The sequence below is a fragment of the Sphingomonas leidyi genome (genome assembly GCF_011761945.1).
Lineage (GTDB): Bacteria > Pseudomonadota > Alphaproteobacteria > Sphingomonadales > Sphingomonadaceae > Sphingomonas > Sphingomonas leidyi.
Genome location: NZ_JAASQV010000001.1, coordinates 801,808 through 822,030, shown reverse-complemented (window position 1 = coordinate 822,030; position 20,223 = coordinate 801,808). Strand labels below are relative to the sequence as shown.

The window sequence follows — 20,223 nt, the reverse complement described above, 5'->3', positions numbered from 1 at the left end:
GAGGGGAACGGGAACTCACTCCGCCGCGTGCTGCACCACCGTCTCGAAGTCCGCCTCGGCCAGGAAGCGCTCCGCGTCGAGCGCGGCCATGCAGCCGGTCCCTGCGGCGGTCACCGCCTGGCGATAATGCTTGTCCATCACGTCGCCACAGGCGAACACGCCGGGCACGCTGGTCTTGGTGGTGCCGGTCTCGACCCGGATATAGCCATCGTCATCGAGGTCGATATGGCCGCGGAACAGCTCCGTCGCCGGATGATGGCCGATCGCGACGAAGCCGCCATCGACTTCGATCTGCGACAGCTCGCCGGTCTCCATGTCCTTCAGCTCGATCCCCACCAGCCCTTCGGGCTGGCCGCCTGCGATGAAGCGCTCGACCTTCTTGTTCCACAGCACGCTGATCCGCTCGTTGGCGAGCAGGCGCTGCTGCAGGATCTTCTCGGCGCGGAACGAATCGCGACGGTGGATCACCGTCACGTCATGGCTGTGATTGGTGAGGTAGAGCGCCTCTTCCACCGCGGTGTTGCCGCCGCCGATCACCGCCACCTTCTTGCCGCGGAAGAAGAAGCCGTCGCAGGTCGCGCAGGCGCTCACGCCCTTGCCCTGGAGCAGCCGCTCCGAATCGAGGCCCAGCCATTTGGCCTGGGCGCCGGTGGCGATCACCAGCACATCGCCCAGATAGACGGTGCCGCTGTCGCCCACCATGCGGAACGGCCGCTGCGAGACATCGACCTCGACGATCGTGTCCCACATCATCTGCGCGCCGACATGCTCGGCCTGGGCCTGCATCTCCTGCATCAGCCAGGGCCCCTGGATCACGTCGCGGAAGCCGGGATAATTCTCGACATCGGTGGTGGTCATCAGCTGGCCGCCCGGCTGGATGCCCTGCACCACGATCGGCGACAGGCCGGCGCGCGCGCCATAGATGGCGGCGGTCAGGCCGGCGGGGCCGGAGCCGAGGATCAGCATGCGAGTCGAATGGGTGGCGGTCATCATGGTTTCCGAAATGGCTGAGCCCCGCATCTAGGGGCTCGGCGAGGGTCGAGGCAACATGGGTAGTGTCGCACCGTCCGCAATGGCTGTGGACAACAGCTTTGGCTCGGCGGCCCAAAGCCCGGCTAGTACCGGGCGACCGCGGGAGACGCGCCTCCCGGCGCGCCTGGCCTAGCTTCCGGCGACGCGATCCGGGTGCGCCACCCTCCAGGCGTCGACGCGTTCCGCCGCGTTGCGCCGGATCGCCGCGTAGAAGATGCCATAGTCGCCAAGGTGATAGCTGCCGAAGAGGACGCTCAGGACATCCTGGAAGCCGCGCGGCGCGGACCATGGGATATCGACGTCGAGCAGCCCAGCCGCGCACGCCGCGCCGGTGAGATGCGGCGTCAGTGCCGCCAGGGTCCTCCCCGGCGCGCCGGCCCGCTCCGTGGGGAAAGGCAGGCTGCCGGGATTGGCGACAGCGGGGGCCGCGCCTTCGCGGCGCCAGGTCAATGGATTGACGCAGATCGCCGGCGGCTGGCCCTTGTCCTTCTCGCGGCCGCGCCACCAATAGGTCTGGTCGCGCACCAGGCGAAACGCGCCGGTCCGGCCCTTCTGGCTGGTGTTCCAGGACAGGATGCAGCCGGTCTGGCGGGCATCGTCGCAGACCGGCAGGCCGATCGCTCCGAAATCCGACGGCGCATAGGCCCCGATCACATAGGCAGCGACCAGCCGGGCCTGGAGCGGCGTGCCCAGTATTTCCGCCTGAAGGAGCCGCACCGCGTGCATCGCGCCCTGGCTGTGCGCGGCGATCAGGAACGGCCGCCCGTGATTCTCATGTGCGATGAAATGGCGAAAGGCCCGCGCGACATCGGCATAGGCGAGCGCCACCGCCGGGCGGCTCTTCTCCAGCGCACGCAGCGAGGCCTGGCGATAATGCGGGGCGAAGATGCGGCAGCAGCCGTTGAACGCACTGGCCTGGCCGAGGAGGACGGCGGGGTCGAATTCGGACGGCACGGTATAGGCGACGTTCCAGACATCGCTCTGCTGATAGGTCGTCGGGTGGATGAAGAAGACATCGGCCGGCGCCGCGCCCTCCTCCACCGCGGCCATCCCCGGCGGCGTCGAGCGCTCCAGCCCGTTGCGGCCCGGAAACGCCAGCCAGGCATCGGCCTTGGCATAATCGGGTTCGGGCGGCACCTGCGCGGCATCGAAGGGCCGCGACGGCGATCCGAAGGTCGCGATGACGGTGGCGACCGGACCCAGGCCCAGCAGCCCCAGCAGAACGATCGCCCCGCACCCGGCCAGCGCGAGCAGCGCCGCCCGCTTCAAGAGCAGCCTCCGACGCACCTAGAATTGCCGGCGCACGCTCATGCCGATCGTCCTGGGCCGCAGGGTGATGGCCGCCTCGATCCCGCTCACGACATTATGGTCGAGCAGCGGCGCCTTATCGAGCAGGTTGTTGACGAACAGATCGACCTGCCATGCGCCGGTATCGATCAGCAGGCCGAGATTGACGAGGTCATAGGCCCTTTGCCGCCGGGTGAAGTTGTTGGCCGCGACCGGGCCGGCCGGCGTGTTGACGATGAAGCTGTCCTCGAACCCCCGCAGGCTCGAACTGCGATACTGATAGTCGGCCCGCGCCGTCGCACTGACGCCGCCGCCAAGCGCGACGCGATAAGCCATGTTGGCATTGGCGATCCATTTCGGCGTATCGAGGACCGGCTGGCCCACCTTGGCCGAAACCCCGGGCGCGCTCCTGGATATCTTGGCATCGGTATAGCTCGCGGCGGCGCCGAGCGTCAGGCCGCCCGTCGCGAACTGGGCCGCCAGTTCCGCTCCCTTGATCTCCGCGCCGCCGACATTGCCGCTGAACGAGAATCCGCATCCCGGCAGGAAGACGTTCTGCTGGATATTCTTCCAGTCGGTATAGAAGGCGGCGCCGTTCAGGGTCAGGCGGCGGCCGAGGAACTGGTTCTTGCTGCCGACTTCATAGGTCCATAGCGAGTCCGAACGAAAGCTGACCGGCACCGCGGACAGGCCGAGATTGGCCAGATCGGCCTGGCACTGGCCCGGCGCCACCGCGAACGGGTTGCCGCCGCCGGGGCGGAAACCCTTGGCCGCGCTCGCATAGATCAGATTGTCGCGGCTAGCGCGATAGGCGAGCCCGAACTTCGGATTGACGCCGCTTTCGCGCGTGCTGGCCGCCCCGTGGGTATCCCCGCCGTTCAGCACGCCGTCGCCGCGGGTGTCGATCGTCTGCCTGAGGTTGAAATAGCGCAACGCGGCGGTGGCATCCAGGCCGGGCAGGATCTCGAAGGTGAGGTCGGCAAAGGCCGCGAACTGAGTCAGCTTGCTGACGGTATTGCCGTGATAGACCTTGTCGGTGCCGGTCCCGAGCAGCGCGCCCACTCCGATCGAATTGACGGTCTGGTCGAGTTCGTCGCGCTGCCGCGCATAATAGAGGCCGGCGGTCCAGCGCAGTCGCGCCGCGGGATTGGCCGACGCCGCCCGCAGCTCCTGGCTGAACGTCCTGGTGCTGCTGTTCGACGCGTTGGGCGAGTTGACGTCGTACAGCGCGGGAACCAGCGTCGCGATATAGAAGGAATAGTCCCGGTCGAAGCGGACCGACCGATCGACATAGGCGGTGAGCGAAGTGATATCGACCTCGCCCAGATGCTTGACCATGTTCAGCGAATAGACGCCGAGATCGTCGTCGGTCGGCTGCGCGAGGCGGAACGAGCTCTGCAGATCGGGAAGATTGGTCCAGAAGACGCCGCTATTCTTCTGCCGATAGGCCTGGCGGAACAATGCCGGCGTGATGTCCAGCGACGGATCGGGTTGCCAGAGCAGCGCCGCCTTCACGGCCAGCACATGGTCGGAATTCTGGTTCCTGTCGGCCAGCATGCTCAGCGAGGGACGCACGAGCGGCGTCAGCGCGGCGGGCGGCGCCGTCGTGCTGGTCCGCACATCGACGGCGGCTCCGTTCGCCACATTGTCGATAAAGCCGGCATTGTCGCGATACAGGGCCCCGGTGCGCAGCACGAGCTTGTCGGACAGCGGCAGATTGAGCACCGCCTCGCCCTGATAGGAGATGCCGCCATGCGCAGTGCTCGAAATGCCCGCCGCGGTATCCAGCGTGGTGTTGCCCGGTTCCGGCGCGCGGCTGACATATTTGATCGCGCCCCCCATTGCGCTGCCGCCATAGAGCGTCCCCTGCGGCCCCTTGAGGATCTCCACCCGGCCGAAATCGAAGAACACGGGGTCGGCCGCGCCGCTGAAGGCATTGGTCGCCCCGAGCAGCGATATGTCGTCGAGATAGATGCCGACGGTGGGGCTTGGCGACGTCGTGCTGACGCCGCGGATGCTGTACCGGCTCTGGCCCAGCTCGGCGCCCGAGAAGGACACGCCGGGCACCTTGCGCAGGACGTCCTTGAAGTCGCGGGCATTGCCCTGGCGCAGTTCCGCCGCCGAAACGGCGTTCACGGAGAGCGGCGCATCCTGCAGGCGCTCGTTGCGCTTCCTGGCGGTGACCACGATCTCGTCGGGCGGCGCGGCCCCCTCTTCCTGGGGCCTGGATTGCTCCGGCAGGTGCGCCTGCGCCCGCGCCGATGCCAAGGGGATGGCGCTGCCGATCGTCGCGAGCGCTAGTGCCGTCCAGGCAGTGCCGTGGAGATGATGTCGCATTATGTCCTACCCTCCCTCCCAACCGGGCGTCCCCTGCCCTGCGCGCCGCGCCTTGTTGGGGGTCGCGTCGCCTCTATGGGAAATCAACCCGATCACTCTTCACCCCTTTTGACGAGACGTTGTTATGCGCGGACCCGGATCGCTTATGGCGCGCGCAGAAAATCGACCGGGAGCGACGCGCCCCATGCGCGATCGGTCCGATTTGGCAGGAACCGGCTTCCGTGCGAAGCTGGGCATTGGCATGCCGCCAATCGAGGCAAGACCATGGCGACCGCAGAGCTGCAAGGAGCACAACCGCCGGGAAAGGTTCCGCACTATGTAAATGGGCGCTTCGAACAATTCCTCCGCGACGACGAGATCAGTGGCGTGGTGATCGACGGCCGTTCCCGCGGCCGGATCGACGAGCAGCTGGTCGGCGACGGCCGGCTGACCTTCAAGGTGCAGCTGACCGGCGCGGGACAATATCAGTTCAACGACGCGCCGGCCTCGGAGATCGCCGGGGAGTGCCTGGTGATCGCGCACCAGCCCCTGGGCGTCGTCAAGCGGCAGATCATTCTCGACGATACCGAGGAACGCTCGGTGACTCTGTTCCTTCCCCGCCTGGACAATGGCCGGATCGCGGGCTTCGACGACGAAGCACGGGAAGTCCGGGCCGCCAGTGCGTTCCTGGCCCAGCGCCTGCTGTTCCGGCGCTATCAGCTGCCGCGCGCCGCCGCGCTCTGTGCCGCCGAGATCCTCGACGCCCGCCGCTCGCCCTGGACGCAGGAACGGTTCAAGCGCGCCAAGATCGACGAATTGACCTGCCTGCTGCTCGATTTCTTCATCAGCCAGTTCAACCATCCCGACAATCACGGCCTCACCGAGCGCGAAGTCCGCCGCGTGCAGCAGGTTCGCGCGATCATCGCCGAGCATCTCGACCGGCCGCTCGGCGTCGCGGAACTTGCCAGGGCGGTCGGCACCAACCGGACCCGGCTGAACACCGCGTTCCGCGCCTATTATGGCGAGACGATCGGCCAGGCGCTGCAGAAGGAACGAATGGAAAGCGCCCGCTTCCTGCTGGGCGAGGATACGCTGTCGATCAGCGAGATCGCGGAGCGATGCGGCTATGGCCATCTCAGCAACTTCTCGCTCGCCTACAAGGCCTATTTCGGAATGAGCCCGTCGGTCGCGCGCGGCAGTACGGCATGAAGGCAGTACGGCATGAAGGCAGTGCCGCATAAATAGTGCGCCCGGCATAATCCATCCGCCGCCGCCATAAGCATGCCGCCGCCATTCGGGCCTAGGGTCGCATCGTGCCTTCCCACAGGCGGAGGTTCGACGATTGGAGCCATCATGAACCCGGCCATGCTTCTGGATCGAGAGATCGCCCCGCTCGTGGCCGAGATGACGGCCTGGCGGCGGCACTTTCACCAGCATCCGGAGCTGGGCTTCGAAGAAGTGGAAACCGCGGCCTTCGTCGCCGACCGGCTGCGCGCCTGGGGCATCGAAACCCATGTCGGGCTGGGCGGTACCGGCGTGGTGGGCGTGATCCGGGGCGAGGAGCCCGCTCCAGGCGCCGCCGCGCCGAGCATCGGGCTGCGCGCCGATATGGATGCGCTGCCGATCGAGGAGCGGGGCCAGGCGCCGCATCGCTCGGCCCGGCCCGGGCTGATGCATGCCTGCGGGCATGACGGCCACACCGCCATGCTGCTCGGAGCGGCACGGATACTGGCCGGGCGGCGCGACTTCGCCGGAACGGTCAATCTGATCTTCCAGCCGGCGGAAGAGGGCCTGGGCGGCGCGCGGGCGATGATCGACGCGGGCCTGTTCGAGCGTTTTCCCTGCGACGCGGTGTTCGCGCTGCACAATGCGCCACCGCTGCCGCTCGGCACGGCGGCAGTGCATGCGGGGCCGGCCTGCGCCGGCGCCGCACGCTTCCAGGTGGAGGTGCGCGGACGGGGCGGCCATGCGGCGACGCCGCATCTCACGGCCAGCCCGATATCGGCCGCGGCGGCGCTAGTGCCGCTGATCGAGGCGATACCGGCGCGCCGGATCCAGGCAAGCGGCATGGCGGTGGTCACCATCGGCTCGATCAATGGCGGCGACGCGTTCAACGTCGTCCCCGATGCCGTGACCCTCACCGGAACCGCGCGCGCGTTCGACGGAGCGACGATGCAGGCGCTGGAGGCGGAGATCCGCCGCTGCTGCGCGGGCGTGGACCGGGCGCACGACGTGACCTGCGACATGCGCTTCGAGATATTGTTCCCGCCGACCGTCAACCATGCCGGCGAGGCCGGGATCGCCGCGGCAGCGCTGAGCGAGATGCTGGGCCATGCCGCAGTGATCCGCGATATGCCGCCGGTCACCGGCTCGGAGGATTTCGCCTATATGCTGGAGCGCCTGCCCGGCGCCTATGTGCTGCTCGGCACCGGCGGTACCAAGGACACGCCGATGCTCCACAGCCCGGACTATGACTTCGAGGATCGGCTGCTGCCGATCGGCGCCAGCTTCTTCCTCAAGCTGGTCGACCTCAAGCTCCGCACGCGCCGCGAACCGGCATGACCGAGGCCGCGGGGGAGCATTTCGACTATGTCGTGGTCGGCGCCGGCGCGAGCGGTTGCGCCGTGGCCGGGCGGCTGGCGAACCTGCCGGGAACCAGGATCGCGGTGCTGGAGGCGGGGCGCGCCGGCCGGCTGCGGATCGAAGCGATCCCCGCCGCGACGATCCATACCAACGGCCACCCCTTCTACGACTGGAAGCTGGTTTCCCAGCCGGATCCAAGCCGCCTCGACCGGGCCGAGGATTGGCCCCGGGGGCTCGGCCCGGGCGGCAGCACGCGGATCAACGGGATGATCTTCGTCCGCGGCGCGCCCGAGGATTTCGATGCCTGGCGCGATCTCGGCGCGCCAGGCTGGGGCTATCGCGACCTGCTGCCCTATTTCCGGCGCATCGAAACCGTTGGCGATGCCGAATCCCAGGTTCGCGGCGCCACCGGGCCGCTGCACGTGTCTCCCCTGCCCTATGTCCATGCATTGACGCCGCGCTTCATCGAAGCGGCCGGCGAAGCGGGCCTGCCGTTCAATCCCGACACCAATGGCGTGCGGCAGGACGGCATCGGCCATGTGCAGAGCTCGGCCAGGAGGGGCCGCCGCCACGACAGCTACACGGCTTTTCTGAAGCCCGCGATTTCGAGCGGCGCCGCCAGGATGCTGGAAGGGGCACGGGCGCGGCGGGTGATCTTCGAGAATGGCCGGGCGATCGGCGTGGAGTTCGAACAGGGCGGCATGGTCCGCAGCGTCTTCGCGCGCAGGGCGGTCATTCTGTCCGGTGGCGCGATCCATACGCCGCAACTGCTGATGCTGTCGGGAATCGGCCCGGCCGCCCGGCTGCGCGCGCTCGGCATTCCCGTGCTTGTCGACGCGCCCCAGGTCGGCGGCAACTTGATGGAGCATGCCGGCATCTGGATGGGGCTCAGGGTATCGGTCCCCACCCTCAACCAGCAGGCCAATCTGGCTGGAATGGCACGCGCGCTGCTGCTCTGGCTGGCGGGAAAGGGCCCTGCCGCCGCACCGACGGCCCAGGCGGTCGGCTTCGCGCGAACCCTGGCCAGGCTGTCGTCGCCGGACATCCAGATCCACTTCACGCCGTTCGGCCGCGACGCCGAACGCAAGCTGGCGCCGTTTCCGATGGTCAGCGTCGTCGCCAGCGTGAACCATCCGCTAAGCAAGGGCCGGATCGACCTGGCGAGCAGCGACCCTACCGCCGCACCGCTGATCTTTCCCCGGTTGCTCGACGCGCCCGAGGATGTCGCGACCCTGCGTCGCGGCGTGGCGCTGTGCAGCCGGATCGTCGATGCGCCGGCATTCCGCGACTATGTCGAGGAACGGATCGGCTGGCCCGACCTGAATGCCGACGATGCCGAGGCCGAGCGCCAGATCCGCGGCCTCGCGACACCGCTCTATCATCCGGTCGGCACCTGCCGGATGGGATCGGATGCCGGCTCGGTGGTCGATCCGGCGCTCAGGGTCCGCGGCGTCGAGGGGCTCTTCGTCGCCGATGCCTCCATCATGCCCCGCCATATCAGCGGGAACACCCAGGCCGCCGCCATGATGATCGGCGACAAGGCCGCAGACCTGATCGGAACGTCTTCATGAATTCTCCGGCCGCCCGGAATATCCCGGCATGGGATACGCCCCTGCCGAAAGCGCTGGGTCACGCCTGGATCCGGGGCGAGGCCCGGGCATTTGGCGGGAATCCGATCGTCAGCGTCGATCCGACGACCGGCGCGGTGTCCGGAGACTTCAGCGATGGCGGCGCGCCCGCGGTCGAAGCGGCGGTGGTCGCGGCGCGCGCCGCCTTGCGGGGGGATTGGGGCAGGATCGACGGCGCCGAGCGCGCCGCGCTGCTGCTGGCCTGGGCCGCGCGCATTGCCCAGGAAGTCGAGCAGCTCGCCTGGCTGGAAACGCTGGAAGTCGGTCGTCCGGTGGCCGATGCCAGGACCTTGATCGCACAGGGGCCGCTGCTGATCGGCCATTATGCCAGCATGATCCCCGCGCTCGAGGAGATCGCCGAGGGCGCGATCCGGCGACCGCGCGGAGTGATCGGGGCGATCACCCCGTGGAATTTCCCCACCGCCAATGTGCTGATCCGCGCGGTCCCCATCCTGGCGGCCGGCAATACGCTCGTCCTCAAGCCGTCGGAACTGTCGCCGCGGTCCGCCGTCCTGCTCGCCCAGCTGGCAAGCGCAGCGGGCCTGCCGCCCGGCGTATTCAACGTGGTGCCGGGGGCCGGACACACGACCGGCGCGACGCTCGCGGCGCATCCCGGCGTCGACATGATCGCCTTTACCGGTTCGACATCGACGGGCCAGGCGATCATCCGGGCATCGGCATCGCGGTCGCTCAAGCCGCTGACGATGGAATGCGGCGGCAAGTCGCCCCAGCTGGTGTTGCCCGACATGATCGACCGGCCCGAGATCTGGCCGGGCGTCTTTGCCGCCGCCTTCTGGAACACCGGCCAATGGTGTTCGGCGCGGACCCGGCTGCTGGTGCCCAGGGGCGGCCTGGACGCCGCGGTGGAAGGGCTGCGCGCTGCGGCTGCCGACTGGCCGGTGGGCGACCCGCGCGATCCGGCGACGCGGCTGGGGCCGCTCGCCAGCCGCAAGCAATATGACACCGTCCAGGGCTTTCGGGAGATTGCGCGCCGCACGGCCCGGGTGGTGCCGCTGTCGACCGTGCCCGAGGGCCTGCCGGCGAACGGCTTCCATGCCGCGCCCGAACTGGTGCTGGGCCCGCCACAGGATGGCGCGCTGGTCCAGCAGGAGATATTCGGCCCGCTGCTTACGCTGCAGGAATATGCCGATCTGGACGAAGCGATCGGGCTTGCGGACGATGGCCCCTATGGCCTTGCGGCGACCATCTGGGGCGCGGATCGGGACGCGGCCGCGCGGATATCCGCCGGTCTGCGGGTGGGATCGGTGGACGTGATCGCCACGGCCGGAGCACGGCCGGGCGTGGCGCTGGGCACTCCGTTCGAGCCGCGCAAGCAATCCGGTTTCGGAGTCGAGGGCGGGCTCGCCGGCCTCGCCGCCTTCACCACGCCCCAGGCGATCGCGCATGCAGTCTGACATGCCCAGGGAATCGCGGACCAGCCTGGCCGCATTGATCGTCATCGGCACCGGCGCGATGACCAGCGCCACGCTGAGCCCGGTGATGCTGGGCCTCTATATCGACGAACTTCGCCTCACTGCCTCGCAGGCGAGCCTGGCGCTGGCCGCGGAGAACGGCGCCTATGCGCTGGGGCTGCTGCTCTTCTACCTCGTCCTGCACCGGGCGCGGCGCCCGATGCTCGCCGCGATCGGGCTCGCGGTCATGATCGTCACCAGCCTGTTGACCGCCAGGGCGGGCGGCTTCGTGCCGTTGCTGGCGATCCGCGCTGCCTTTGGCCTGGCGATGGGCTTCACTGCATCGACGGTGTTCGCCGCCTATGCCGGGCGTGCCGATCCGCAGCGGGTCTGGGCGATAGCCACCTTCGTCAACCTGGCCTATGCCGCCCTGCTCCTCGCCCTGTCGGGATGGATCGCCCAGACCTTCGGCCTGACGGGCATCGTCGCGATCCTGGCGGTCGTCGCGGCGATCGGCCTCGCCTGCACGCGGTTGATCCCGCCACCGCCCCGCCCGGCGCAAGAGGCGCATGCCGGCCCCATCGCGCGCGGCCTGACCATCAACGTTCCAGCCAGTTGCGGCGCGCTGGCGCTGCTCTGCCTCTATGCCGGCCATACCACCTTATGGTCGTTCCAGGAGCGGATGGGGCTGACGGTCGGTCTCGATCGCAGCCAGGTGGGCGTGCTGCTCGGCATTTCGGTGCTCGGCGCGATCGCCGGCGCCTTGCTGTCGATGGCGGCCGGGCACCGCTTCGGCCAGCGCGGGCCGAATGCCCTGGCCTTTGCCGGCCTGATCGCCTCGGCGCTGCTGCTCGCGATGCCGCTGATGGCCGCCTATGTGGCAGGCGCGATCATCGTCAAGACCGCCTGGTTCTTCGGCCTGCCCTTCATCCTGGGCGCACTGGCCCGGCTCGACCGCAGCGGCCGCTGGAGCAGCATGGGAGCCGCCCTGCTCGCGCTGGGCTCCGCGATCGGGCCGGCGATCGGCGCCACCCTGGCCGGCTATGGCGCGCACATGATCGGCTTCCTCGCGGCCGGCCTGTATCTGATGAGCTTCCTGTTCACCGTGCCGCTGTTCGCTGCCGATCGATCCGCGGCGCCGCGCTGAGCCATGGCGCTGTTCGCCGAGAGCTATGCGGAGGCACGGCGCGCCTTCCGGGCCGCGATGAAGCGACTGGGCGGGCGGCTGGGGTCCGCATCCCTCCCCGGGGTCGGCGCCCAGGGCGAAGCGCTGAGCGTCGACTGGGCGGTCGTCGGGCCGGCGGGCGCGTCCGGCACCTTGTTGTCGATCTCGGGAGTGCACGGGGCGGAAGGCCATGCCGGGTCCGCCGCGCAGCGCGCCTTTGCCGCGATGTTCGATCCGCGCGAGCTGGGGGAGGATTGCAACCTGGTGATGATCCACGCGCTCAACCCCTGGGGCGTTTCGCATGGCCACCGGACCGATGCCGACAATGTCGATCTCTCACGCAACTTCTGCGATTTCGATGCGCCGCTGCGATCCAACCCCCATTACGCCCGCGTGCACGACACCATCTGTCCCGATCGCTGGGACGACGGCCTGTCGAGCCGGGTCGGGGCATTGTTCCAGTCGATGACCGAGGAACTGGGCGCGGCGGCGGCGCTGACGGCGTTCACCGGCGGGCAGCACAGCCATCCGAACGGCATCGGCTTTGGCGGCGTCCGGCCGTCGCCGTCGCACGCGGCATTCGCGCGGATCGTCGAGAGCGAACTCTCCGCCTGTCGCCGCATGGCCTATCTCGAATGGCACACCGGCTTCGGCGACTATGGCCGCCCGCTGGTCGTCGCGCTCGATGCGCCCCGCACGGCGCCGCGAAACCGGATGGCGCGCTGGTGGGCCGATCAGGGGCTGCAAGGCGAGGACGAGGCCTTCGATTCGGGCGAGACGCCGGATTGGTCCGGGCTGCTCCTGCCGGGCCTGCGCCGGCTGGCACCGCATATCGAGATCGCAGGCGCGCCGATCGAGATCGGCACCGTCTCGAATTTCGAGGCATTCGAAGCGGTGATGATCGACCGGTGGCTGCGCCTGGGGCTCGAACTGGGGAGTGCGGATCTGCGTTCGGCGCTGCGGGCGAGATTGCGCGCGGCCTATGATCCGGCGGATCCGGCATGGCGCGCGCAGGTAGTGGAGATCGGCCGTTCGATGCACGTCGCCGCGTTGCGCGGCCTGCGCGCATGGCAAAGGGAAGCGCGTGCCGAAGCCTAGGCCGGCCCGTCGCGACGGGCTTCGACAATGGCTCGCATCGGCATTACCGATCCCCGTCCCCTTTCAGAGCCGATGGAAGACCGCCCATGTCGCACGCCCCGGAAACCTACGGCCTGGCTGCCTATGCCTATCTGCGCGCGCTGGTCGCGGAGCTGCGGGAGACCGATCCAGGTCTCCACGAGCGGGTCTTGCAGCGTGCGGTCGCCGGCTATGGCGACAGACCGCGCCTCGGCGACCGGCCGATCATCCAGGCATTGGAGGCATTGCTATAGGCAGCCGCTCCCTCCCCGCGGGCCAAATCCGGGAGCGTCGGTTTTTTGGCCGTCGCCTGCAACCGATCGCCGCGTCGCGATTTCATATGGGCTGGGACCGATGGCTGCCGCGGCGCCGCAGGGGAGATGGGGGGTTCTGGACGTTTTCGATCTGACCAGGCAGCCCGATCTGATCCAGCCGGCCTATGCCTTCGACCTGCTCTTCCTGACGGCCGGCCTGAGCCTGGTCGGGATAGTGCTGTACGTCTGCTGGCGCAGGCCATGGCGGATGCTGTTCTACCTGCCGATCGCACTGGCCTGGGCGGCCGGGGCGGCGTGGATGACCTGGCACGATATCCGGCACACCCAGGCCGTGAGAGCCCTGGTCCGGAGCGGCCAGTTCGCCAGCGTCGAAGGGTGCCTCGATCGGTTCCATCCGGGACTGGCAAACCCGAGCGAAGCGGATTCCGGCCTCGAGCACTGGAGTGTCGCGGGACAGGAATTCCTCTATGCCGCAGACGAGGTTCGGCTCGGCTATCATCGGGTCGAGCCGAGCGGCGGCCTGGTCCATGCCGATTCCTGGGTCCGGGTCGGCTATGTCCGGGACGACATGCGCGGGCACAACGACATCGTCCGGCTCGAGGTGAGACAGCATGCCTGCCCGGCAGAGCCGAATCCCTGGCCGAAATGACGCCCTCAACCCCGTATCAAGCATGGGAGTATCGATGCTTCGCACCCTTTTCGCCGCCCCGATCCTGTGGGGAGCCCTCCTCGCCACGCCCGCATCGGCGGACCCGTTCTACGACGCCGCGCTCTGCAAGCCGCCCTATACGACGGACACGGCCACGGCACTCTATGAGGCCGCCGAGAAGCTTGCCAAGCCCGATGGCTCGATGCTGGGCGCCTATGTCTACAAGCTGCCGCACGCACTCGGGCAGGACGGCTTCAGGAGCAGCGAGGTCATCTTCGCGGGCACTGCTGTGGGCGTTCTGATCGAAGGGCTCCAGGCCGATGCGCTGGCCGAGCGCTATCGGTTGACGAAGGAGCGCTCCACGCTGCTCGGCACCGCGACCAAGGGCTATTCCCGCGCATTGCCCCAGGATCAGCAGCCGCAGCCCGATCTGGGCATTGTTTCGATCGTCGCGCGCGAGAGCCCTTCACTGCCCGGCAAGACGCTGCTCATGTGCGAGTTCGTCCTCAAGGCCGATCAGGAAGCGCTCGATCGCTACGAGAAGTCGCGCACCCCATAGCGCTGCCGCACGACGTACGGCACCGGCTCCCTTCCCCCGACAAGGTCCGCCATGGTCATCCTCTCGGCAATTTCATATTTTCTCACCCATCACCCCTTCTGGTCCTAGCTGGTCCTCGTCCTCATCGGGGTGCTGCTGGCCCATCTGCTGGCAAAATGGCGCGGAAGCGGCGGCTGGTACGGGCTGATCCTGGTCTTCTTCATCTATGGCCCGATCAACCTCTTCACCGCGCATATCTTCAATGCACTGTTTCTGGAAGCATTCGGAGTCGATGGAACGGCGGTCATCACCCAGTCCGAGGAAACCAGCTCCACCCTGAACGATCAGAGTATCTGGGCCTATGACGCGGTGGTGAAGACGGCGGAGGGCAACGACGTGGTAACGCGCTTCGATACCATGTCCGCCAGCATCTATCCCATCACGAACGCCATCATGATCCCACCCAAGGGCGAGATGTTCGCGATCCGATATATTCCGGGGCTTCCGCGCAATTTCGTGATCATGCGCGACCTGTCGCCCTATGGGAAAGAGTATCTCCTCGAGGAGGATCGCAGGCCGGTAGAGAAGGCCGCGGCGCAATTCGCGGCCAGCCCGAACAACAAGGCCTTTATCGCGGAATATCGGCGCGCGCTGGCGGCATTCATCGCCAAGCGCCGCAACGACGCCGATCCCGCGCTGATCGCGAACTATCAGGCGCAGCTCGATGCGCTGCCCCAGGCGGACTGAGGCCGGGCCGCTCCACGGCCGGCGCATACCTTCGTATATGCAGAAGATACCAGGATATGTCGACGGAAACGGACGTATCGATGTCGAAACCCTTCCGTTGATCTAGGAAGACTTCAGAAACTTCAGAGCCAACCGCCCTCGGTTGCTTGAGGAGCCAACGAACATGCCATGCGACAGTAGTCGAGAATCCGCGTCGCCATCGCTGTTCAACAGAAGCTGACCTTCCGGCTTCTCGCTGACAGCGCGGCGGCGCTGCAGCGAGGTACACCATGACTATACCGACAGAAGCGCAATATCACGCGCCGCCATCCCGCCGCCCAGAAAAGACGCAATCCCGAACGCCACTGCTCCGTCGCTCCATCCACGGGAACATTCCCTGGGTTGCAGGCCGCGGGATCGCGTCGGCGGCAGAGAGTCCGGCGCCGACCACCGAACGCCAGCAAAGGGCCCCGCGCTGATCGCGGCCCCGTCTCCGATCCTATCCGGAAGAAGCGACATGAACCCGATGACCAAGGCTATACCAGCCGCTCCCAAGCGCTCCCGCGACCTCACGCTGTCGGTGCGCGCAATCCGCGAGGCGCGGAACAGCGTTGGGACGACCCTCACCAACTTCCGCGCCAGCGGTGACGGCCTGACCGAGGCGGAAGCGGCAGCCCGCCTGGCCAAGGATGGGCCGAACGAAGTCGCGCACGATCGCCGCCCGCCCATATCCCTCCAACTGCTGCATGCCTTCGCCAATCCATTCATTGCGGTGCTGATGACCCTGGCGGCGATTTCGTCGATAACCGATATCATCATTCCGCTGCGCGAGAGCGAGACTGCGGACTATACCGGCGTCGTCATCATCGTGACGATGGTGATGCTGAGCGCGTTGCTGCGCTTCTGGCAGGAGTATCGCTCCGGCAAGGCGGCCGATGCATTGAAGGCGATGGTGCGCACCACTGCCACGGTGCGGCGGCGCAGGGACGACGATGCCGCGCCACGCACCGGCGAGATTCCCATGGCGGAGATCGTTGTCGGCGATATCGTCCAGCTTTCGGCCGGCGACATGGTTCCCGCCGATATACGCCTGCTCGAATCGCGCGATCTATTCGTCAGCCAGGCGGCGCTGACCGGGGAAGCGCTGCCGGTCGAGAAATATGACACCCTGGGCGCAGTGGCCGGCAAATCGGCCACCGCGGCGACCAACGATGACGCCAATGCGCTCGACCTGCCGACGATCTGCTTCATGGGCACCAATGTCGTTAGCGGCACCGCCACCGCAATCGTCGTCGCGACCGGCGCCAGGACCTATTTCGGCTCGCTGGCCAAGGCGATCATGGGCTCGCGCGCGGAAACCGCGTTCGATCGCGGCGTGAATTCGGTCAGCTGGCTCCTGATCCGATTCATGCTCGTGATGGTGCCGGTGGTGCTGCTGATCAACGGATTCACCAAGGGCGACTGGACCAACGCCTTCCTGTTCGCGCTCGCGGTCGCGGTCGGCCTCACGCCCGAGATGTTGCCGATGATCGTCTCGTCGAATCTCGCCAAGGGCGCGGTGGCGATGGCGCGCCGCAAGGTAGTGGTGAAGCGGCTCAACGCGATCCAGAATTTCGGCGCGATGGACGTGCTGTGCACCGACAAGACGGGCACGCTGACGCAGGATCGCATCATCCTCGAGCAGCATCTCGATATCCATGGCGAGCGCGACGACGCCGTGCTGCGCTATGCCTGGATCAACAGCCACCATCAGAGCGGCGTGCGCAACCTGATGGATCAGGCGGTGGTCCGCTTCGCCAGCGAATTGCCGGAAGTGATTCGCCCGGTCGAAGGCTATCGCAAGATCGACGAGCTGCCGTTCGATTTCGTCCGCCGCCGCCTCTCGGTGGTAGTCGAGGATGCCGCGGGCCGGCAGTTGATCGTCTGCAAGGGCGCGGTGGAGGAAATGCTCGGCATTGCCCACGCCATCCGCGATGGCGGCACGGTGCATCCGCTCGGCGATGCGGAGCGCCATGCGCTGGTCGCCCGCGCCCGCGCCATGAATGCGGAAGGGTTTCGCGTGCTGGTGGTTGCGACGCGGACGGTGACGGGGGATGCGCGCAAGCCTCTCTACGGGATCGCCGACGAGCGGGATCTGATCGTCGAGGGCTTCCTCACCTTCCTCGACCCGCCGAAGGAAAGCGCGGCCCCGGCGCTCGCCGCGCTCGCCGCGCATGGCGTGGCCGTGAAGGTGCTGACCGGCGACAACGAGGTGGTCACCGCGCGCATCTGCCGCGAAGTGGGGCTCGAGCCGGGGCAGCCCCTGCTCGGGCGCGAGATCGAAGCGCTCGACGATGCGCGGCTGCGCGGGCTGGTCGACGAGCGGACGATCTTCGCCAAGCTCACCCCGCTTCAGAAATCGCGGGTGCTCAAGGCATTGCAGGCGAATGGCCATACCGTCGGCTTCCTCGGCGACGGGATCAACGACGCCCCGGCACTGCGGGACGCCGATGTCGGCATCTCGGTCGACAGCGGCACCGATATCGCGAAGGAATCGGCCGATATCATCCTGCTCGAAAAGAGCCTGATGGTGTTGGAGGAAGGCGTGCTGAAAGGGCGGGAGACCTTCGGCAACATCATCAAATATCTCAACATGACGGCCAGCTCGAATTTCGGGAACGTCTTCTCGGTGCTGCTCGCCAGTGCCGTCATCCCCTTCCTTCCGATGCTGGCGATTCAGATCCTGATCCAGAATCTGATGTACGACGTGTCGCAGCTCGCGCTGCCGTGGGACAGGATGGACCGCGAATTCCTCATGCGCCCGCGCAAATGGGATGCGCGCAACATCGGGCGCTTCATGATCTGGATCGGGCCGACCTCCTCGATCTTCGACGTGACCACCTTCGCGCTCCTGTGGTTCGTATTCGGCGCCAATTCCCCCGAGCACCAGTCGCTGTTCCAGTCGGGATGGTTCGTCGAGGGACTGCTGTCCCAGACGCTGGTGGTGCACATGCTACGCACCCAGCGCATCCCCTTCCTCCAGAGCGTCGCGGCGCCGGCGGTGCTGGCGATGACGGCGCTGATCTGCGCGCTCGGCGTGTTTCTACCCTTCTCCCCGCTCGGACCGATGGTGGGATTCCAGCCGCTGCCCTGGCAGTATTTCCCCTGGCTGGCCGGCATCCTGCTGAGCTATTGCGTCGTCGCCCAATCGATCAAGACGCTCTACATCCGGCGGTTCGGGCAATGGTTCTGAAGCGCGACGCATTGGCGTTCCTGCCGCCGTCCCCGCCGGAAGGCTGGCACGGCGATGGCAGGGGCAGACCACCCGAGGGAGCCAGCCCTCCGCCCGAGCCCTCGTGGCGGGTGTTTCTGGCGCGGCTGGTCGCCTGGGCGATGGCCACCGGCGCGATGCGCCTGCTCGCGATGGCCGCGATGCTCGCCCGGCACGGAGCGATCTCCCGGCGGCAATGGCTATATGCCTCGCGGCTCTGCCATCGCCTCCAGCGGGCGGCGCTCGGCATCCTGCGCAGGAGCGGATGAACATGCGAGCGGGCTTTCCAGGGCGCCGCCGCAGCGGGCAGCGCAGAATGATCGACGGCAGGCGATCCGCGCGGCATAGGGAGGGAAGTCGGCACGCACGACACAGGCATACCCGAAGGCTTCGCGATGAACTCAGGCACAATGTCGTGACGCGGCGGCTCGGCAACGGCCTGGAGCGCGGACAGGCGCCCAGGATCGCCCTGCTGGTCGCCGCCATCGCCGCGATCTTCGCCGTCGATACCGTGACCAACTACGCCATTGCGGCGGCGGTATTCTACGTCGCGGTGATCCTGCTCGCCACGCGCTGGATGCGCCCCCGGTCGGTCGTCATCCTGGCATCGGCCTGCGGGACGCTGACGGTGATCAGCTTCACGCTCACCCATTCCGGGCTGTACGAGGTGGGCATCATCAATACCGGCATCAGCCTCGTCGCGATCGCGGTGACCACCTATCTCTCGCTCAAGCTGGTCGCGGCGGAGGCCGCGATCCATGACGCGCGCGAGCGGCTCACGCGCATCGCGCGGGTCACCAGCCTCGGGGAGCTCACTGCCTCGATCGCGCACGAAGTGAACCAGCCGCTCGCCGCGGTGATGACGAGCGCAGGGGCCTGCCGGCGCTGGCTGGCCACCGACCCACCCAATATCGAGAAGGCCGAGCGCGCCGCCGAGCGGATCGCCGCGGAAGCCAGCCGCGCCAGCGAGGTGATAGCGCGGGTGCGGGGCCTTGCCAGCGGCAAGTCGCCGATACGGGCAGCATTCGATCTCGGCACTTTGGTGGAAGAGATCGTCGGGCTGGCGCGCGGACAGATCGATCGCAACGACATATTGCTGCGGCTTTACCTGCCGGAAGACCTGCCGCGGGTCTTTGGCGATCGGGTGCAGATCGGCCAGGTCATCGGCAATCTGCTGCTCAACGCCATCGATGCCGTGATGGCGGATCCGGCCCGCGGGCATGAGATTGAGGTGATCGCTTCCCTCACCCAGGACGGGTCGAGCGTTGCGCTCGAGGTTGCCGATTCCGGCGTCGGCTTTCGCGAGCAGGAAGCGGAGCGGCTGTTCGATGCCTTCTGGACGACCAAGCAGGACGGCATCGGGCTCGGCCTCACCATCAGCCGTGCGATCGTCGAGGCCAATGGCGGCCGTATCTGGGCCGAGGAAAGCGAGCTGGACGGTGCGGCCCTGTTGTTCACCTTGCCGGTCGCGCCTGTCGACGGTGAAGAGGAAACCGGAGCATGACCGATCCCGAATCCCCGATCGTCTATATCGTCGACGACGACGGCGCCGTGCGTGAGGCGCTGGAGGATCTGCTTTCCTCCGTCGCGCTGGGCTCACGGTCGTTCGCCTCGGTGCAGGAATTCGTGGGCGCGGCACACGCGGATGCCCCGTCCTGCCTCGTGCTCGACGTGCGGATGCCGGGGCATAGCGGGATGGCGTTTCTCGCCCATATGGCGGAGGGCAGCATCGCCCTGCCGACGGTGATGATCACCGGCCATGGCGACATCGCGATGAGCGTCCGTGCGATGAAGGATGGCGCGATCGAGTTTCTCACCAAGCCGTTTCGCGACCAGGATCTGCTCGACGCGGTCAATCGCGGCATCGAGATCGATCGCGCGCGCCGTGCGGCGGCGGCGGAAACCCGGCATGTGCGGCAATTGTGGGAAGCGCTCTCCCCGGGCGAGCGCGAAGTGGCGCGGCTGGTGGTGCGCGGATTGCTCAACAAGCAGGTCGCCGCCGAGCTCGGACTGAGCGAGATCACCGTAAAGGTCCGTCGCGGCAACATGATGCGCAAGATGGAGGCGCGGACGCTGCCCGATCTCGTCCGCGCCTTTGATCGCATCCACGCCTAGGACCGGCCATTCTCGTCGCGATGGACCGCGCGATGGATGCGGGCGTGTTCGGCGTCGATCCATGCCTGCACCTTCGCCGCGACCATATGGTTTCGGCGACGGGGGAGCGCCGCCTCCAGCCGCGTGAGCAG

General features: G+C 67.5%; 17 protein-coding genes. 14 read left to right on the top strand and 3 right to left on the bottom strand.

The window, feature by feature from the left end; all coding sequences use genetic code 11:
• Positions 1–15: 15 nt before the first annotated feature.
• From trxB to FHR20_RS04060, 3 genes are all read right to left on the bottom strand, one after another.
• The gene (gene trxB / locus FHR20_RS04070; RefSeq protein WP_167298333.1) at positions 16–990 is read right to left on the bottom strand and encodes a thioredoxin-disulfide reductase; all 975 of its coding nucleotides are present in this window, start codon (positions 988–990) and stop codon (positions 16–18) included.
• Between the two features lie 171 nt (positions 991–1,161).
• Positions 1,162–2,301 carry a DUF3089 domain-containing protein gene (locus FHR20_RS04065; RefSeq protein ID WP_167298332.1) on the bottom strand — a complete coding sequence of 380 codons (1,140 nt, stop codon included), beginning with the start codon at positions 2,299–2,301 and terminating at the stop codon, positions 1,162–1,164.
• An 18-nt stretch (positions 2,302–2,319) separates the two neighbouring features.
• On the bottom strand, positions 2,320–4,656 hold the full coding sequence (locus FHR20_RS04060; RefSeq protein WP_167298331.1) for a TonB-dependent receptor: 2,337 nt from the start codon (positions 4,654–4,656) through the stop codon (positions 2,320–2,322).
• Between the two features lie 264 nt (positions 4,657–4,920).
• On the opposite strand from FHR20_RS04060, the gene FHR20_RS04055 reads away from it, so the two are divergent.
• The 14 genes from FHR20_RS04055 (at position 4,921) to FHR20_RS03990 (ending at position 20,092) form a co-directional block, all read left to right on the top strand.
• Complete coding sequence (locus FHR20_RS04055) at positions 4,921–5,844, top strand: AraC family transcriptional regulator (protein WP_167298330.1); 924 nt, start codon at positions 4,921–4,923, stop codon at positions 5,842–5,844.
• A 156-nt stretch (positions 5,845–6,000) separates the two neighbouring features.
• Positions 6,001–7,197 carry an amidohydrolase gene (locus tag FHR20_RS04050; protein WP_167298329.1) on the top strand — a complete coding sequence of 399 codons (1,197 nt, stop codon included), beginning with the start codon at positions 6,001–6,003 and terminating at the stop codon, positions 7,195–7,197.
• A complete protein-coding gene (locus tag FHR20_RS04045) occupies positions 7,194–8,789 on the top strand; it encodes a GMC family oxidoreductase (protein WP_167298328.1) in 1,596 nt (531 codons plus the stop codon). The genes FHR20_RS04050 and FHR20_RS04045 overlap by 4 nt, the downstream gene beginning before the upstream one ends.
• The gene (locus tag FHR20_RS04040; protein ID WP_167298327.1) at positions 8,786–10,261 is read left to right on the top strand and encodes an aldehyde dehydrogenase family protein; all 1,476 of its coding nucleotides are present in this window, start codon (positions 8,786–8,788) and stop codon (positions 10,259–10,261) included. The genes FHR20_RS04045 and FHR20_RS04040 overlap by 4 nt, the downstream gene beginning before the upstream one ends.
• A 1-nt stretch (position 10,262) precedes the next feature.
• Complete coding sequence (locus FHR20_RS04035; protein WP_208413390.1) at positions 10,263–11,405, top strand: MFS transporter; 1,143 nt, start codon at positions 10,263–10,265, stop codon at positions 11,403–11,405.
• Positions 11,406–11,408: 3 nt separating this feature from the next.
• Complete coding sequence (locus tag FHR20_RS04030) at positions 11,409–12,521, top strand: DUF2817 domain-containing protein (RefSeq protein ID WP_167298325.1); 1,113 nt, start codon at positions 11,409–11,411, stop codon at positions 12,519–12,521.
• Between the two features lie 86 nt (positions 12,522–12,607).
• Entirely contained in the window at positions 12,608–12,793 is a 186-nt protein-coding gene (locus FHR20_RS04025; RefSeq protein ID WP_167298324.1) for a hypothetical protein, read from the top strand.
• Between the two features lie 100 nt (positions 12,794–12,893).
• Positions 12,894–13,463 carry a hypothetical protein gene (locus tag FHR20_RS04020; RefSeq protein ID WP_167298323.1) on the top strand — a complete coding sequence of 190 codons (570 nt, stop codon included), beginning with the start codon at positions 12,894–12,896 and terminating at the stop codon, positions 13,461–13,463.
• Between the two features lie 34 nt (positions 13,464–13,497).
• Complete coding sequence (locus tag FHR20_RS04015; protein ID WP_167298322.1) at positions 13,498–14,022, top strand: hypothetical protein; 525 nt, start codon at positions 13,498–13,500, stop codon at positions 14,020–14,022.
• Between the two features lie 129 nt (positions 14,023–14,151).
• Entirely contained in the window at positions 14,152–14,748 is a 597-nt protein-coding gene (locus FHR20_RS04010) for a hypothetical protein (protein WP_167298321.1), read from the top strand.
• A gap of 496 nt (positions 14,749–15,244) precedes the next feature.
• Positions 15,245–17,959 carry a magnesium-translocating P-type ATPase gene (gene mgtA, locus FHR20_RS04005; protein WP_167298320.1) on the top strand — a complete coding sequence of 905 codons (2,715 nt, stop codon included), beginning with the start codon at positions 15,245–15,247 and terminating at the stop codon, positions 17,957–17,959.
• A complete protein-coding gene (locus FHR20_RS04000) occupies positions 17,950–18,246 on the top strand; it encodes a hypothetical protein (protein ID WP_167298319.1) in 297 nt (98 codons plus the stop codon). Before mgtA ends, FHR20_RS04000 begins: the two co-directional genes overlap by 10 nt.
• Before the next feature lie 146 nt (positions 18,247–18,392).
• Positions 18,393–19,481, top strand: a complete 1,089-nt coding sequence (locus tag FHR20_RS03995) for a sensor histidine kinase (protein WP_341786401.1) — start codon at positions 18,393–18,395, stop codon at positions 19,479–19,481.
• Positions 19,478–20,092, top strand: coding sequence for a response regulator transcription factor (locus tag FHR20_RS03990; RefSeq protein ID WP_167298317.1), 615 nt, complete (start codon positions 19,478–19,480; stop codon positions 20,090–20,092). The genes FHR20_RS03995 and FHR20_RS03990 overlap by 4 nt, the downstream gene beginning before the upstream one ends.
• Positions 20,093–20,223: the final 131 nt, after the last annotated feature.